Annotated in this window: 11 protein-coding genes and 1 pseudogene; 3 read left to right on the top strand and 9 right to left on the bottom strand. The window is 55.5% G+C overall.

Features of this window, described 5'->3' with window-relative positions; translation table 11 throughout:
* Positions 1 to 17: 17 nt before the first annotated feature.
* The 3 genes and pseudogenes from ENTHG_RS14185 to metH form a co-directional block, all read right to left on the bottom strand.
* Positions 18 to 2,621 carry a fimbria/pilus outer membrane usher protein gene (locus ENTHG_RS14185; protein ID WP_044180852.1) on the bottom strand — a complete coding sequence of 868 codons (2,604 nt, stop codon included), beginning with the start codon at positions 2,619 to 2,621 and terminating at the stop codon, positions 18 to 20.
* Positions 2,622 to 2,764: 143 nt separating this feature from the next.
* On the bottom strand, positions 2,765 to 3,346 hold the full coding sequence (locus ENTHG_RS23750) for a fimbrial protein (RefSeq protein WP_052332715.1): 582 nt from the start codon (positions 3,344 to 3,346) through the stop codon (positions 2,765 to 2,767).
* Between the two features lie 686 nt (positions 3,347 to 4,032).
* Positions 4,033 to 7,715, bottom strand: a pseudogene (gene metH, locus ENTHG_RS14170) (methionine synthase).
* A 180-nt stretch (positions 7,716 to 7,895) separates the two neighbouring features.
* Here metH and iclR point away from each other — a divergent pair.
* Complete coding sequence (iclR, locus tag ENTHG_RS14165; RefSeq protein WP_044180846.1) at positions 7,896 to 8,723, top strand: glyoxylate bypass operon transcriptional repressor IclR; 828 nt, start codon at positions 7,896 to 7,898, stop codon at positions 8,721 to 8,723.
* Positions 8,724 to 8,732: 9 nt separating this feature from the next.
* Complete coding sequence (locus tag ENTHG_RS14160) at positions 8,733 to 9,137, top strand: ASCH domain-containing protein (protein WP_106403298.1); 405 nt, start codon at positions 8,733 to 8,735, stop codon at positions 9,135 to 9,137.
* A gap of 16 nt (positions 9,138 to 9,153) precedes the next feature.
* On the opposite strand, the gene ENTHG_RS14155 is transcribed toward ENTHG_RS14160, so the two are convergent.
* The 6 genes from ENTHG_RS14155 to metA form a co-directional block, all read right to left on the bottom strand.
* Positions 9,154 to 9,462: a type II toxin-antitoxin system RelE/ParE family toxin gene (locus ENTHG_RS14155; protein WP_044180841.1), complete on the bottom strand. Its 309-nt coding sequence runs from the start codon at positions 9,460 to 9,462 to the stop codon at positions 9,154 to 9,156.
* 20 nt (positions 9,463 to 9,482) lie between these two features.
* On the bottom strand, positions 9,483 to 9,734 hold the full coding sequence (locus tag ENTHG_RS14150) for a type II toxin-antitoxin system Phd/YefM family antitoxin (protein ID WP_044180839.1): 252 nt from the start codon (positions 9,732 to 9,734) through the stop codon (positions 9,483 to 9,485).
* Positions 9,735 to 9,871: 137 nt separating this feature from the next.
* Positions 9,872 to 11,647 carry a bifunctional isocitrate dehydrogenase kinase/phosphatase gene (aceK, locus tag ENTHG_RS14145; RefSeq protein WP_044180837.1) on the bottom strand — a complete coding sequence of 592 codons (1,776 nt, stop codon included), beginning with the start codon at positions 11,645 to 11,647 and terminating at the stop codon, positions 9,872 to 9,874.
* Positions 11,648 to 11,695: 48 nt separating this feature from the next.
* On the bottom strand, positions 11,696 to 13,000 hold the full coding sequence (gene aceA / locus ENTHG_RS14140; protein WP_044180834.1) for an isocitrate lyase: 1,305 nt from the start codon (positions 12,998 to 13,000) through the stop codon (positions 11,696 to 11,698).
* Between the two features lie 31 nt (positions 13,001 to 13,031).
* Positions 13,032 to 14,633, bottom strand: a complete 1,602-nt coding sequence (aceB, locus tag ENTHG_RS14135) for a malate synthase A (RefSeq protein WP_044180831.1) — start codon at positions 14,631 to 14,633, stop codon at positions 13,032 to 13,034.
* A 266-nt stretch (positions 14,634 to 14,899) separates the two neighbouring features.
* A complete protein-coding gene (gene metA, locus ENTHG_RS14130; protein ID WP_044180829.1) occupies positions 14,900 to 15,829 on the bottom strand; it encodes a homoserine O-acetyltransferase MetA in 930 nt (309 codons plus the stop codon).
* A gap of 155 nt (positions 15,830 to 15,984) precedes the next feature.
* Between metA and ENTHG_RS14125 the strand changes: the two genes are divergently transcribed.
* Positions 15,985 to 16,425: an acetyltransferase gene (locus tag ENTHG_RS14125; protein WP_044180826.1), complete on the top strand. Its 441-nt coding sequence runs from the start codon at positions 15,985 to 15,987 to the stop codon at positions 16,423 to 16,425.
* Positions 16,426 to 16,474: the final 49 nt, after the last annotated feature.

The raw sequence follows: 16,474 nt of genomic DNA, 5'->3' as shown, positions 1-16,474 counted from the left end.
TTTAACTACGACTGCCGCTAACGGCAGTTCACGATAATCTTCTTGTGCCAGTTGTCTGGCTTCAGCTGCTCCGGCGTGGCCGCCGGCAGCGTGAACCGGCACTGTGAACCCGGATCGTCTCCCCAGACGACCCGCAGGCGCGCATCGTGGCGCGCATCCAGACCGCTCAGGTAGGTCACCCCGCGGTTGCCGACAATGCCGACTTCCTCGCGCGATGCCTCGTTTTCTTCGTCGGCGTACACCATTGCCCCTAAGGGGATAGTGCTGGCGCCGTGCAGTTCCACCATCGCGCGCCGCCCGACCCGCGAGGCAAATTTCAGCAGAACTGCCGCGCCTTCGCTCGGCACCACTTTGCGCGTGGTCTCTTTCAGTTCCACGTTGTCCACGCCCGAGTGATCCAGATTTATCTCGTTGTACCGGTACGGCGTCAGCCAGGTCACCACGGCGTGGCCAAAGATGTCGGTTTTCGCATTGCCCGTCCCCGTGACGTCAATACCCTGAGCACCCGTGGTATCCACAATCGCCACCGTGTCGCCCAGCACCGGCGACAGCACTACGCCGCCGCTGTACAGGGTCACGCCGCCGCTCATCCCTGCCGATATCTGATTGGTGTTTTTGCTGTGGCTCAGGCCTCCGCTGATCGTCGCCATGCTGCCGTTATAGCCCAGGGTGCCGGACTGGCTGTATTCCCCCTGCACATCACGGAGTACGTTCGCCGAATAGGTAACCGTGTTATCCAGTGCGCTGCCGGAGTAGCCCAGCGACTGACTGAACTGGTTGTCCTGGTCACGCACCAGGCCATAGTTCAGTGAGCCGTAATTACGGTGTTGGTGGCGGTCGCTTCCCGCGCTGAGGGGGATGCTGACTGACAGGCTGACCTGCCGGTCTGAACGCTCATCATCCCGGGAGTCCGTCAGCGAGAGCGAGACCGTACTGCTGCCAATGTTTGTGCCCATGCCTCCGGTAACAGAGGTGCTTTTTTTACTGGTGCCGTAATAGCGTTCCTGGCTGACCGTCATGTAGAGACTGCCTATATCCGACACGGTCTGGTTAATGGTCATCTCAACGCGGTTACGCTTGCGCCGCTCATAGCGAGCGTATGTGTCGTCATCGTCAGGACGCGGAGAGTAGCTGTCACGCATCAGGAACTCCTGGAACTCCAGAAAGTCCTCTGAGCGATACTGGTAGCCCAGAATCTGTAGCGAGGTGTCTGACGCCTCAAAATGTCGGGCGTACTGGACACGCACCGCGGAGCCATCGCGGGTGTGGTGATCGTTTTCAGGGTTACGATAACGGGCGTGCGCGATCTCGGCAGAGAATGCGCCGATGTTCCCGGCATTCCACGAAGCGCCTGCTGATAAAGTCTGGTAGCGATCCGATGCCAGCAGTGAACTCCCGAGGGTAAAGCGTTCAAAACCGCGCTCCAGCCCGCCGGATAACACCACCGGTGCCTTTATATCCCGGCCCTGACGTCGGTACTGACCGGCGGAGACGTTGTAGCGCACCGCGCCCGGGCGAATCATGTCCGGCAACGCCGTATAGGGCACCCGGAACACCTGCCGCTGCCCGTCAGACTCCTCAACGGTGGCTTCAAGGTCCGCCCCTACATGCGCGCTATACAAGTCATCAATGGCAAACGGCCCCGGCGTCAGGGTGGTGCTGTAAATCACTCGCCCCCGCTGGCGCACGGTCAGACGGGCGTTGGTGCGCGCCACCCCGCGGATGACTGGCGCAAAAGTAAACTGATTATCCAGTGATATTTTCTCATTGGTTGCCAGCGAAACGCCGTGCAGTGGGACGGAGCCTGACATATACCCTGACCCGCGCGTGTAGATCTCCCCGACCTGTAGCTGGCTGCGTAGCGCGGCAATATCCCGGGCCAAATAGCTGCGATCGTGTTCTGACTCCCAGCCGCGCTGGTTGCTTTTATAGAAGGAATCGATACTGTACAGACGCCAGGCGCCCAACGAGCCCACCGTGTTAAAGTTCATATAGGCGCTGCTGTAGGTGTCCCTGCCGGACGAGTCCTGCCCATCCGTACTGTGGCCGGTTTTGATGCGCGAAGAATAGTAGTAGCCGTTGTAGCTGGTACGCAGGCTGGGCACGCCGTGATCCCACTCCTCAGGGGAAATCATGGTGAAATGTTGTTTATCTACAGCCTCCTGGGGGACCGTAATATACAATCGCTGCTGGCTGCTTTTGTAATACAGTTCTGAGGAGGGAATCTGCTTTTTCAGGTCGTAACACTGCGCGGTATTCTCCGACGCATCGTTTTCATAGAGCTCGGTTTTTATACCCAGCATCTTAAGCATGGCGGCACTCAGACACGGCGAAGCTTCATTATTGCCTGTACTCACGAAATCCACGTCGTTTTTTCCGGCCAGATGCTCATTCACGATGATCTCAATGTTCTTAATGCCCGGGGTCAACGCATCTTTATAGATAAAAACATCCGGCGATGCGCCGTTTTTATCCCGGTGCAGATAAGCCTCTTCGAAATGGGATTCAGCGGATGATTTACCGGCTATCAGGCCGCAGCAAATAAAGCCTGCAACCATAGCTTTTATTCCGTCCGCTTTGCCCGGAATAAAATGGCCAGATAGCGACAGTAATACCGGCATGAATAAAGCCTCTATTTACAAGTAAAAATAAATATTGCGATAAACAGCGCAGTGTTGAGCGCTGTTTATCGTCAGGCGAATATTTGTCTGCGTTGGTGAAAGCTACCGTGCAGACAAAATATTCGCGGAAACAGTAACGCGTATCAGAAATAGGAAATGATATATTCCGCAGTACCGGCGACCGCCCCCGCCGTCACGCCCGTGGTCAGCGACTTATAGGCAGCCTGATAGTTTAACGTCACAGGACCTGATGATGCTGGCAGAGCCAGCCCCGTATCCGTGTTCGGGCCCCCGTTAAGGTCAATCTGAGATCCACCAGAACTGAGAATCGCGACAGCAACGTTTTGCGCACCTCCTGCGGCGGTGTTACCCATCACGAAGTTATCCCCCGACGCCGGTGAAGGCGTTGTGAAAATCGCACGGACGTTCTGTAACGCAGCGGTAGCTTCACAGCCGGTAAGGGAAATAGAGAACGGCGTATGGCCCGCGTAAGTCCCGACGGCAGCATTCAGCGTTGTATCCGTCACGTTTGGCAGCGCAACCGTTGCAGGGTTACTCATTGCGCCCCCGGTGGGGCCTGCTCCTACAATGGTGGTACATGCACTTGTGGTGACATTGCCGGTGAAGTTAATGGTGCCATCTGCTGCTGCCGCATCTAAACTGAACAGCGTCATACATAACGACGCGGCTAACAAACTTTTATTTACTACCATTTTGCTATGCATGATAGATTCCTTTTTCGCATATATAGATACTCCAATAAATTGGAGTCATCATTTAAAAAGCATGATTCATTCACAACAAAAACAAAGGGTGTTTCTGTTGACTGAATTATTGCAAGCGGCATTGGGAATTGTCATTTTAAATAAGATCAAATAGTTTTAAGGGTTCTTAAACGATCTTAAATGAAAAATATCGATAACAGAAATGAAACACCGAAAAACGTAACACCCTGATTAAAAACTGCTTTTAATTTTCCGTTTTTTGCGTAAAATATTTGTTAAAAATTTATTTTATTTCTGCTACAGCTTTACTGGCATTAATTGAAAAGTAATTTATAAAAATAGTTCAACAACAGTTTCACAAAGTAATTCGCCTACTATATACAAATTGTTGAAGCGCGCTTTTTTTAGAAGACAGCGATAAAGAATAACCCTATAAATATAAAGGTCAAAAACGTCATGCTAATATTACAAAGCATCAAATAAAGAGAGAGGCTGCTGGTGGGAATAACGGCCATTATCCGGATGCGGCGCGCGCCTTTACAAGGCTCCTCTTTTCCTTTCCCCTTTATGAAAAAGAGTAGAGAAAGAATATACAAACGCTCCGGCTTACCAAATGCGTTGCGCATACTCCAGAGCAATATAAAAACGGCCTGGATTAACAGGCCGTTTTTATTCAGTCGGGAGGCTTAATCCGCGTCATACCCCAGGTTAGCTGCCAGCCAGCGTTCTACTTCCGCTACGCTCATGCCTTTACGGAAGGCATAATCTTCAACCTGGTCACGCTGAATCTGCGCCACCGCGAAATACTTGCTGTCCGGGTGGCTGAAATACCAGCCCGACACCGACGCGCCCGGCCACATGGCGAAGGATTCGGTAAGCTTCATGCCGGTGTGCTTTTCAACATCCAGCAGCTGCCAGATGGTTCCCTTCTCGGTATGTTCCGGGCAGGCCGGATAGCCCGGCGCAGGACGAATGCCCTGGTAGTTTTCGCGGATCAGTTCCTCATTACTGAGATTCTCGTTAGCCGCATAGCCCCAGTGCACTTTGCGCACCCGCTCATGCAGATATTCCGCGAACGCTTCCGCCAGACGGTCGGCAATCGCTTTCACCATGATTTTGTTGTAGTCATCATGCTGTGCGTCAAATGCCTCGGCCAGCGCGTCCTCTTCCAGCCCGCCGGTCACCGCGAAGGCACCGATATAGTCGGCTTTACCGGAGAGCTTCGGCGCGACAAAATCGGCCAGGCAGTAGTTGGCGAAGCCGACTTTTTCGGTCTGCTGGCGCAGATGATGGCTGACCGCCAGCACATGGGTGCGGGTTTCATCGCGGTAGATTTCGATGTCGTCGCCGATGCGGTTTGCCGGGAACAGACCGACCACACCGCGGGGGTTGAGAGTTTTCTCCGCGCTCAGTTTATCCAGCATGTCGTTGGCATCTTTGAACAGGCGCTTCGCCTCCTCGCCCACCACCTCATCCTCCAGGATGCGCGGATATTTCCCCGCCAGCGACCAGGTCATAAAGAACGGCGTCCAGTCGATGTAGTTACGCAGCGTTTCAATGCTCGCTTCCACCTCCTGTACGCCCAGACGATGCGCCACTGGCGGCGTATAGCTTGCCCAGTCGAAGGCCAGATCGTTATCGCGCGCCGCTTCCAGACTCACCGGCGGCGTGCGCGGTTTTTTACGTCCGTGCTGAATACGCACCGTTTCATACTCTTTGCGGGTGCGGGCGACAAAGTCATCGCGCTGGGTGTCCGACAGCAGCGCCGCCACCACGCCCACCGTGCGCGAGGCGTTCTGCACGTACACCGTCGGGCCGCTGTAGTTCTGCTCGATCTTCACCGCCGTGTGCGCTTTCGAGGTGGTCGCGCCGCCAATCAGCAGCGGAATGGTAAAGCCCTGGCGCTCCATCTCTTTCGCCACGTTAACCATTTCGTCCAGCGACGGGGTGATCAGGCCGGAAAGGCCGATCAGATCGGCATTGACCTCTTTCGCGGTTTTCAGGATTTTCTCTGCTGGCACCATTACGCCGAGATCGACGATTTCATAGTTATTGCACTGCAACACCACGCCGACGATGTTTTTGCCAATGTCATGCACGTCGCCCTTCACCGTGGCGATCACCATCTTGCCGTTGCTCGAACCTTTTTCTTACTGGCTTCGATAAACGGCTCCAGATACGCCACCGCCTGCTTCATTACGCGGGCGGATTTCACCACCTGCGGCAGGAACATTTTGCCTTCGCCGAACAGGTCTCCGACCACGTTCATGCCGTCCATCAGCGGCCCTTCAATCACCTCAATCGGTCGGGCGGCCTGCTGACGGGCCTCTTCGGTATCCTGTTCAATAAATTCGGTGATGCCTTTTACCAGCGAATATTCGAGGCGCTTTTTCACTTCCCAGCTGCGCCACTCCGCCTGCTGGGCGTTGGCGGAATCATCGGCCTTGCTGCCGCGATATTTCTCCGCCAGCTCCAGTAGCCGCTCGGTGCCGTCGTCGCGGCGGTTGAGGATCACATCTTCAACCGCATCACGCAGCTCCGTCGGCAGATCGTCGTAAATCGCCAGCTGTCCGGCGTTGACGATGCCCATGTCCATCCCGTTGCGGATGGCGTAGTAGAGGAATACCGCGTGGATGGCCTCGCGCACCGGATCGTTGCCGCGAAACGAGAACGACACGTTAGAGACGCCGCCGGAGATCAGCGCGTGCGGCAGCTCGCGTTTGATGTCTTCGCAGGCGCCGATAAAGTCCTGGGCGTAGTTGTTGTGCTCTTCAATACCCGTCGCCACGGCGAAGATATTCGGGTCAAAAATGATGTCTTCCGGCGGGAAGCCCACCTCTTCGGTGAGAATTTTATAGGCGCGGCGACAAATCTCGATTTTACGCGCCCGGGTGTCGGCCTGGCCCTGCTCATCGAACGCCATTACCACCACCGCCGCGCCGTAACGACGCAGCAGCTTCGCGTGATGGATAAAGGCTTCAACCCCCTCTTTCATTGAGATGGAGTTGACGATGCCTTTGCCCTGAATGCACTTCAGCCCTTTTTCGATGACCTCCCACTTCGAGGAGTCAATCATGATCGGCACGCGGGCGATATCCGGCTCCCCGGCGATCAGGTTGAGGAAACGCACCATCGCCGCTTCGGCGTCGAGCATCCCTTCGTCCATGTTGATATCGATAATCTGCGCGCCGCTTTCCACCTGCTGGCGGGCAACATCCAGCGCCTCGCTGTATTTTTCTTCTTTAATCAGCCGCTTAAATTTCGCCGAGCCGGTCACGTTGGTGCGCTCGCCGACGTTGACGAACAGGCTGTCGTCGCCGATGTTCAGCGGCTCCAGGCCGGAAAGGCGGCAGGCGACGGGGATTTCCGGCAGCTTGCGCGGCGGCAGGCCTGCGACCGCGCGGCTCATGGCGGCGATATGTTCCGGCGTGGTGCCGCAGCAGCCGCCAACGATATTCAGGAAGCCCGCTTCCGCCCATTCGCGGATCTGACCTGCCATGGTGTCAGCGTCGAGATCGTACTCGCCAAAGGCGTTGGGTAGCCCGGCGTTCGGGTGGGCGGTGACGTAACATTCGGCAATGCGCGACAGCTCCTGCACGTACTGGCGCAGTTCATCCGGCCCCAGCGCGCAGTTAAGCCCAAAGGTGAGCGCTTCGGCGTGGCGCAGCGAGTTGTAAAACGCTTCGGTGGTCTGGCCGGAGAGCGTACGCCCGGAGGCGTCGGTGATGGTGCCAGAAATCATGATCGGCAACGCTACGCCCAGCGCCTCAAGTTCTGCTTTGACGGCAAATACCGCCGCTTTGGCGTTCAGCGTATCGAATACCGTCTCGATCAGGATCAGGTCCGCGCCCCCTTCCACCAGCGCTTTGGTGGATTCGCGGTAGGCTGCCACCAGCTGATCGAAGGTGATATTGCGGAACGCCGGGTCGTTCACGTCCGGCGAGATGGAGGCCGTGCGGTTGGTCGGGCCAAGCACCCCCGCCACATAGCGCGGTTTTTCCGGCGTGCGCGCGGTCCACTCATCGGCGCAGGCGCGGGCCAGCTTCGCCGCGGCAAAGTTGATCTCCGCCGACAGCGATTCCATCTGGTAATCCGCCATCGCAATGGTCGTCGAGTTGAAGGTGTTGGTTTCGATGATATCCGCGCCCGCCTCAAAGTAGGCGTTGTGAATAGCGCTGATGACCTCCGGCTTGCTGAGCACAAGCAGGTCGTTGTTGCCCTTCAGGTCACAAGGCCAGTCGGCAAAGCGGTCGCCGCGAAAATCGGCTTCACCCAGACGATAGCTCTGAATCATGGTGCCCATACCGCCGTCCAGCACCAGAATACGTTCATTTAACTGCCCACGCAGTTGTTCAACTTTGCTGCTCACACTTGCTCCCGACAACGCTCAACGTAACGAGCCATAGTGGCACAAAGCGTGCTGGTGGAAAAGAGAACAGCGGGCAACATGAGACAAGTTCAGCTTCACTCATCGGATCAGTATGTGAATGCTTGCATTATAATCAGATAAAACGAAAATGATTTCCACGATACAGAAAAGGAGCCGTTTATGGTCGCTACCGTTCCCGCTAAGCGTGGCAGAAAACCGTCTGCCGCCGCAGCCACTCAGACTACCGGACAGGTGCAGTCACTGACGCGCGGCCTGAAACTGCTGGAATTTATTGCTGAATCTCACGGTAGCGTGCCGCTCACTGAACTGGCGCAGCAGGCGGGCCTGCCTAACTCTACCACTCACCGCTTGCTTACAACGATGCAGCAGCAGGGTTTTGTGCGTCAGGTAGGGGAACTGGGCCACTGGGCGGTGGGCGCGCACGCGTTTATCGTCGGCAGCAGCTTTCTACAAAGCCGTAACCTGCTGGCGATCGTCCACCCGATTCTGCGCAAGCTGATGGAGGATTCGGGTGAAACGGTCAATCTGGCGGTGCTGGACCAGAGCGACCACCAGGCGATAATTATCGACCAGGTGCAGTGTACCCAGCTGATGCGCATGTCTGCGCCTATCGGCGGAAAATTGCCGATGCACGCCTCCGGGGCGGGTAAAGCCTTTCTGTCGCAGCTAAGCGAAGAGCAGGTCACCGGCCTGCTACACCGCAAAGGGCTGCACGCGTATACCCACGCCACGCTGGTGTCGCCGGTACATCTGAAAGACGATCTCGCCCAGACGCGCAAACGCGGCTATTCGTTTGACGATGAAGAGCACGCGCTCGGCCTGCGCTGCGTGGCGGCGTGCATTTATGATGAGCATCGCGAACCGTTCGCTGCGATTTCTATTTCCGGGCCGATTTCTCGCATCACCGATGACCGCGTGACCGAGTTTGGCGCGATGGTGATCAAGGCGGCGAAGGAAGTGACGCTGGCGTACGGCGGGATACGATAAATGAGCGATCTGAAAGCATACTGGCAGGACAAATACCCCTCTGCATTTTGCTGGTCATTTGGCGATTCGCCAGAGCTGGCTGACGAACTGGCGGCCCTGGTTGTCACCGGCAAAAAGCGCGGCACCTGCGGCTCGCTTGCCAGCTATCAGCAAGAGCAGCCGCCCGTGACGCCGGGGGCCTATCACATTGTGCTGGACGGCAAAGGCAAAGCGGTATGCGTGATTCGCACCGTTGCGCTAAGGCTGGTGCGTTTTGATGAGATGACCGGCGAACTTGCCGCGCAGGAAGGCGAAGGCGACCTCAGCCTCGCTTACTGGCAAGCGGCGCATCGGGCCTTCTTTGAACGCGAAGGCAGCTGGGCGCCAGATATGGAACTTGTGTATGAGGAATTTGCCGTTATTGTAACGGCCTGAGCCAGGCTGCTGCAGGCTAAATTTTTGACGGTGACAGGTGGATGTGAGGATCCTGTTTTTCATGTAGTACAGCCAGAACGATAATGCCATCAGCCGCTTCGCGGTAATAGATAACATGTCGTTCTACAGGAAAGCTCCGTATCCCCGGAAACAGATCATCGCTGCGATCGCGGCCTGGAGAGGGATGGTGATTAAGAAGCTCCATGATTGTGGCGCGTAACACACCGGCATAAGCCTCTGCGACGTCCTTGCCCCACTGATGCACGGAATAAACCCTGATGGCGCGAATATGCTCTTTCGCTTTGCTCGTAAATCTGACGCTCATCCTTTAGCCTTCCTGGACCACTACTTTTCCGTCAGCGGGCCGAAGACATCATCAATATTATGCAGATCGCCGCTGTCGGCCTGAGCCATTGATTCAGCCAGAACGGCTTTAAGCTGCTGTAACTTTAACTGCGTAAAATGATCGTATTCTTCAGGTGAAATCACGACCGCCACACGCTTCCCGTGCTTGCTGATTTCTACTGGTTCACGCTGGACTTTCATCAGCAAATCTCCGAATTGATTCTTCGCTTGCTGCGCAGGAATGACATGCATGCGTCCTCCTTCCGTCTAAAATGGCTTTAATGTCTAATATGGACATATTAGAAATGCGCTCCTCTTATCGCCAGTAAAACTTTCAGTAAGCTTCGTATGTGCTCTGGCTTGATATTAAATCGCAGATAAAACGATGACTAACTGCCTGTTTTCGTATTGGAAAGAGGCTCGCAAAAAAGAGGCTCGACGGTTGCGTAGCGCACGCAAAACCGCTGCTTGCGGCGGTAAGCATAGACATCCTCCACGTGCCCTTCCCGAATACGCGTCTGTAACGCCCGCCAGTAGTCGGCGCGAAACAGGTCGGCGTGCATCTCCTCAAACAGCGGCCCGATGCGCGGATCGGCGCACAGCCAGTGGCGAAACTCTTCGGGAAAAACATCGCCGGGAGAGACGCTGTACCAGGGCTCGGCGCTCAGCTCGTCCTCCGGATACCGCGCTTTCGGGATATCGCGGAAGTTCACCTCCGTCATGTAGCAAATCTCATCGTAATCGTAGAACACCACGCGACCGTGGCGGGTGACGCCAAAGTTCTTAAACAGCATATCGCCGGGAAAGATATTGGCAGCGGCAAGCTGGCGAATGGCGTTGCCGTACTCCTCTATGGCGTCGCGCAATGGCTGGCCCTCCACCTGCTCCAGCCAGATATTCAAGGGCACCATTCGCCTTTCAATATAAAGGTGGCTGATAACAATACGATCGCCGAGGTCGGTAATTTTCGCGCCGGCTTCCGCCAGCAGCAACGTCATTAGCGCCGGGTCGATTTGCCGCTTCTCCAGCACGAAGTTTTCAAACTCCTGGGTGTCCGCCATTCGCCCCACGCGATCGTGCTCTTTCACCAGCTGATAGCAGGCGCGCACGTGGGCGGCAGACATCTCTTTCTGCGGGGCAAATTTATCTTTAATGATTTTGAAAACCCGGTCGAATCCCGGCAGGGTAAATACCAGCATCACCATGCCGCGAATGCCTGGCGCTTCGATAAACGGCTCGTCGCAGCTGCGCAGATACAGCAAATACTCGCGATAGCTCTCGGTCTTGGCGTGCTTCTGGCAGCCAATCGCCATATACAGCTCGGCGGTGGTTTTTCCCGGCAGGATCTCCCGCAGCCACTCAACCAGCGCAGCGGGCAGCGGCGCGTATACCATAAAATAGGAGCGGGCAAAGCCAAACACGATGCTGGCTTCCGCCGTGGTGGTCAGGCAGGTATCGATGAATAGCTCACCTTCCTCAGTACGATGAACCGGCAGCAGGAACGGCAGCGTACCTCCGGGCGTAACCAGCTTCCCCACCAGCCAGGCGGCCTTATTGCGGTAAAAGAGTTCGTTCGCTACCTGCAAATGGCTGCGGGATAGCGCCTCCGCGCCGAAAACCTCCGTCAGGTGCAGGATGATGTAGTGAACATCACGGCCTTTATTTTGCCACGGCAGACGCAGCGGCAGGTCGCTGAGCACGCGCGTGAGCAGCGGCTCCCAGCCCTGATCGGGGTAAAATTCTTTCGCCAGCGGGCGCGGAATAGTGCGAAAACGGCGCGCCGGTTGGGAGCTGAAAATAAAAAGCCGCTCGGGAGTCAGCGAGCGGTGGTCAAATAACCGACAGTAGACGGAGTTAAAAAAGCTTTCCGCAATCTCGAAGCGAGGGTAATCCGGCAGAAGCCGGGTGTAATGCTCTTTTACGCGCAGCAGAAAGTCGGCGTCCGTGCTTTTACCGTTGGTAATGCAGCGCAACTGCTCCACCACCAGGCCCACATGGTGGTCGTAAAGGTGGATACGATTTTTCATCGCCTGCTGTACGGCGTGCCAGTCGGCCTGTTCAAAGCGCTGCTGCGCGCCGGAGGTCACTTCCAGAAAACGGCCATACTGGGCGTCAAAGCCCTGCAGGATAGTTTGTGCAATCAGTAACTCCAGGCCACGCGACATCGCCTCTCCTTACGTTGCCCCGCTCCGGGCAGAGGGGGCCAACGATTATCAGAACTGCGACTCTTCCGTCGAACCGGTCAGTGCGGTTACCGAAGAGGCGCCGCCCTGAATGATGGTGGTGACTTTGTCGAAGTAACCGGTGCCCACTTCCTGCTGGTGGGAAACGAAGGTATAGTCCTCTTTTCCGGCGGCAAACTCTGGCTGCTGCACCTTCTCGACATAGTGCTTCATCCCCTCGCCCTGCGCGTAGGCGTGCGCCAGGTCGAACATGTTGAACCACATGCTGTGAATGCCCGCCAGGGTAATGAACTGGTATTTGTAGCCCATATCCGCCAGCTGCTGCTGGAAGCTGGCGATGGTGCTGTCGTCCAGATTTTTCTGCCAGTTAAACGACGGCGAACAGTTGTAGGCCAGCAGTTTGCCCGGATATTTTGCGTGGATGGCATCGGCAAAGCGCTTCGCCAGCGCCAGATCAGGCGTTGAGGTTTCGCACCACACCAGATCGGCATACGGGGCGTAGGCCAGACCACGGCTGATGGCCTGCTCAATGCCTGCACGGGTACGGTAAAACCCTTCGCTGGTGCGCTCGCCGGTAATAAACTCGCTGTCGTAGGGGTCACAGTCGGAGGTGATCAGATCCGCCGCGTCGGCGTCAGTACGGGCAATCACCAGCGTCGGCACGCCCATCACATCAGCCGCCAGACGGGCCGCCACCAGTTTCTGAATCGCTTCCTGTGTAGGGACCAGCACTTTGCCGCCCATGTGGCCGCATTTCTTCACCGAGGCCAGTTGATCTTCGAAATGAACCGCCGCTGCACCGGCTTCGATCATCGATTTCATCAGTTCAAAGGCATTTAACACGCCGCCGAAGCCCGCTTCCGCATCGGCGACGATCGGCAAAAAGTAGTCCACATAGCGCGGATCGTTTGGCTCAATGCCGCTGGACCACTGGATCTGATCCGCGCGACGAAACGTATTGTTGATCCGATCCACTACCGCCGGGACGGAGTTTGCCGGGTAAAGCGATTGATCCGGATACATGCTGGAGGCCAGGTTAGCGTCCGCCGCCACCTGCCAGCCTGACAGATAGACCGCTTCGATACCGGCTTTCGCCTGTTGCAGCGCCTGGCCACCCGTCAGCGCGCCAAGGCTGTTGATGTAGCCTTTTTTGGATTCGCCATGCAGCAGACGCCACATTTTCGCCGCGCCCAGCTGCGCCAGCGTGCATTCCGGATTCACCGAGCCGCGTAATTTCACCACTTCCTCCGCGCTATAGGGACGACGAATGCCTTCCCAGCGCGGTTGGGTCCACTCTTTTTGTAATTCTTCGATTTGTTGGGTACGGGTTTTCATGTGCAGATGCTCCATATTGTTATGTGGTGGATTACGCCAGCAGGCGATAGCCTGGCAGAGTCAGGAAGTCGATCAGTTCGTCAGAGGTGGTGATTTGCTCCATCAGGCGCGCGGCGTCATCGAAACGACCGCTGCTGTAGCGGTGCTCGCCCAGCTCGTCCTGAATCACCCGCATCTCTTCTGCCAGCATCTGGCGGAACAGCGCTTTGGTCACCGGCTTGCCGTTGCTCAGGGTCTTTTCGTGGTGGATCCACTGCCAGATGGAGGTGCGGGAAATTTCTGCCGTCGCCGCATCCTCCATCAGGCCGTAAATCGGTACGCAGCCGTTACCTGAGATCCACGCCTCGATGTACTGCACCGCCACGCGAATGTTGGCGCGCATCCCCTCTTCGGTGCGTTCGCCTTCACACGGGGCCAGTAGCTGTTCGGCGGTGATCGGCGCGTCGTCTTCGCGGGTGACGAAAAGCTGGTTTTTATTTTCGCCCAGCACCGCGTTGAACACCGCCATGGCGGTATCCGCCAGCCCCGGATGGGCAATCCAGGTGCCATCGTGGCCGTTGTTGGCCTCCAGGGCTTTATCCGCTTTCACCTTCGCCAGCACCTGATTATTGCGTTCGGCATCTTTGCTCGGAATAAACGCCGCCATGCCGCCCATCGCAAACGCACCGCGCTTATGGCAGGTTTTGATCAGCAGACGGGAATAGGCGCTGAGGAAAGGTTTATCCATCGTCACCACCTGGCGGTCTGGCAGAACGCGATCCGGATGGTTTTTCAACGTTTTGATATAGCTAAAGATGTAATCCCAGCGGCCGCAGTTCAGTCCGACGATATGGTCGCGCAGCGCGTGGAGAATCTCATCCATCTGGAAAACGGCTGGCAGGGTTTCAATCAGCAGAGTGGCTTTAATGGTGCCGCGCGGCAGGTTAAAACGATCTTCGGCATAGCTGAACACGTCGCTCCACCAGGCCGCTTCCTGCCAGGCCTGGGTTTTCGGCAGGTAGAAATAGGGGCCGCTGCCTTTGGCCAGCAACGCTTTATGGTTGTGGAAGAAATAAAGGGCAAAGTCAAACAGGCTGCCCGGGATCGCCTCCCCGCGCCAGGTGACATGTTTTTCCGGCAGATGCAGGCCACGCACGCGGCAAATCAGTAAGGCCGGGTCCGGCTTAAGCTGATAAATTTTACCGGCTTCATTGGTGTAACTGATGGTGCCATTCACCGCATCGCGCAGGTTGATTTGACCCTCAATGACTTTGTCCCACTCGGGTGCAAGTGAATCCTCGAAGTCAGCCATAAACACTTTCACATTGGCGTTCAGGGCGTTGATCACCATTTTGCGTTCAACCGGCCCGGTAATCTCTACCCGCCGATCCTGTAAGTCCTCAGGAATACCGCGAATTTTCCAGTCGCCATTACGAATGGAAGCCGTTTCCGAAATAAAATCAGGCAGCTTGCCGTTGTCGATATCCTGCTGTTGCTGAATACGGGCAGCAAGTAACTTGTTACGCTGGGGAGTAAAACGGCTCACCAGCTCCGTCAGAAATTCGACCGCTTCTGAGGTGAGAATTTGCTTTTCCTGCTCGCCATGCGGCCTGTTAAAGGCCAGTTCATCGGTTGTCGCTGCCTGTTGAGTCATTTTAGCTCCTCGTCATTGATCCAAAAATTTCCCCCAATGCGAACGAAGGATCGCTGTGCGCTTTTCGTTCAGCACAGTTAAGACTATCCAATTAAAATGCAAAATCAAAAACAATTTCCATTTTTAATTTAATTATTTATTAACCAATTGATAACATTGATAAAAAATTACGTAGGATAGTGAGGCCAATTTCGGAAATAAAAAAGGCACCCGAAGGTGCCTGATTTAGCGAGCTGAAACGCTTTAGGATCGTCAATCCCAGACGATTAATCCAATGTCGGATTCATATGGCGCAGATCGTAAGGCGTAATCTGGTAGACGTAATAGTTGAGCCAGTTGGTGAACAGCAAATTACCGTGGCTGCGCCAGGTCGCCCGAGGTTTGTTCTGCGGATCGTTTTTCGGGAAATAGTTATACGGCACGTCCGGATTCAGCCCCGCTTCAACATCACGGAAGTATTCACCGGCAAGAGTATGCGCATCGTATTCCGGGTGGCCGGTGACAAAGGCAATGCGTTTATCTTTACTGGCGAACAGGTAGGCGTCGCCATCCTCAGTTTCAGCGAGGATCTCAAGATCGGTGTAGTCACGAATCAGCGCCGCCGGGAAATCAGCGTAGCGCGAGTGCGGCGCAAGGAAGGAATCATCAAAACCGCGCGTCAGCAGGGCGTGAGGATGGAGAATGTGGTGCTCATAGACACCGGACAGTTTGTCGGAGCGGGTTTGCTTGGGAATACCGTAGAGGATGTTGAGCGCTGCCTGCACCGCCCAACAGACAAATAGCGTGGAGGTAACGTGATCTTTTGCCCACTCAAGCACCTGTTTGATCTGCGGCCAGTAAGCAACATCGTTGAACTCCACCAGGCCCAGCGGCGCACCGGTGACAATTAACCCGTCGAAGTTCTGATCGCAGACATCCTCAAAGTTACAGTAAAAGTTATTCAGATGCTCGGCAGGGGTGTTGCGCGACTCACGAGAATCGATACGTAACAGCTGAATATCAACCTGCAACGGTGAGTTAGAGAGCAGGCGTAAAAACTGGTTTTCCGTTTCAATCTTTTTTGGCATCAGGTTGAGGATAAGCACCTTCAGCGGACGAATTTCCTGGCCAGTAGCACGGGAAGCCGTCATCACAAAGACGTTTTCCTCACGCAAAAAGTTAACGGCGGGTAGCTCATCCTGCACGCGAATCGGCATAACTTATATCCTCACTGCATACGTTTAAACGTTTAGACATCCAGACAGCTGACAATACCCAGGAATAGCCGGGTTGTCGAGTCTGCATGTTCAAGGTGAGAAAGTTTCACGAAAAGGTTTGGGTTAGAATATAAGGGCGCATAAAAGGAGAGAATATGGTTATTAGCATACGTCGTTCACGACCCGAAGAAGGAGAGAGGCTGGTTTCTCTCTGGTGCCGCTCGGTCGATGCCACGCACGATTTTCTGTCTATAGGGTATCGGGCAGAGCTGGAGGAGCAAGTCAGTTCATTTTTACCGGTAGCGCCGCTGTGGGTTGCCGCCAATGAACAGGATGAACCAGTAGGGTTTATGCTGCTTACCGAAGGGCATATGGATGCGCTATTTATTGATCCTGTTGCTCGTGGCAGCGGTGTGGGAAAACGACTGGTAGAGCACGCCCTGGCGCTGGCCCCCGACTTAACCACCGACGTTAATGAGCAGAACGAGCAGGCCGTTGGGTTTTACCTCAAGTTGGGCTTCGTGGTCACCGGACGAAGCGAAAACGATGATGCAGGCAAGCCCTATCCACTGCTACATTTGCGTTATAAGGAGTGATGCGTAAAAACGCAAAAAGCCCATCCGTCAGGATGGGCTTCTTACTTAT

It is taken from the genome of Phytobacter massiliensis JC163 (assembly GCF_000321045.1).
In the GTDB taxonomy this organism is placed as follows: Bacteria; Pseudomonadota; Gammaproteobacteria; order Enterobacterales; family Enterobacteriaceae; genus Phytobacter_A; species Phytobacter_A massiliensis.
The sequence above is the reverse complement of the archived record's forward strand: the minus strand, read 5'-3'. Positions and strand labels throughout refer to the sequence as shown.

Excerpts from the sequence above, each read along its gene's own strand:
- ENTHG_RS14185 (WP_044180852.1), bottom strand. The coding sequence starts at position 2,621 with ATGCCGGTATTACTGTCGCTATCTGGCCATTTTATTCCGGGCAAAGCG.
- ENTHG_RS23750 (WP_052332715.1), bottom strand. The coding sequence starts at position 3,346 with ATGCATAGCAAAATGGTAGTAAATAAAAGTTTGTTAGCCGCGTCGTTA.
- iclR (WP_044180846.1), top strand. The coding sequence starts at position 7,896 with ATGGTCGCTACCGTTCCCGCTAAGCGTGGCAGAAAACCGTCTGCCGCC.
- ENTHG_RS14155 (WP_044180841.1), bottom strand. The coding sequence starts at position 9,462 with ATGAGCGTCAGATTTACGAGCAAAGCGAAAGAGCATATTCGCGCCATC.
- ENTHG_RS14150 (WP_044180839.1), bottom strand. The coding sequence starts at position 9,734 with ATGCATGTCATTCCTGCGCAGCAAGCGAAGAATCAATTCGGAGATTTG.
- aceK (WP_044180837.1), bottom strand. The coding sequence starts at position 11,647 with ATGTCGCGTGGCCTGGAGTTACTGATTGCACAAACTATCCTGCAGGGC.
- aceA (WP_044180834.1), bottom strand. The coding sequence starts at position 13,000 with ATGAAAACCCGTACCCAACAAATCGAAGAATTACAAAAAGAGTGGACC.
- aceB (WP_044180831.1), bottom strand. The coding sequence starts at position 14,633 with ATGACTCAACAGGCAGCGACAACCGATGAACTGGCCTTTAACAGGCCG.
- metA (WP_044180829.1), bottom strand. The coding sequence starts at position 15,829 with ATGCCGATTCGCGTGCAGGATGAGCTACCCGCCGTTAACTTTTTGCGT.
- ENTHG_RS14125 (WP_044180826.1), top strand. The coding sequence starts at position 15,985 with ATGGTTATTAGCATACGTCGTTCACGACCCGAAGAAGGAGAGAGGCTG.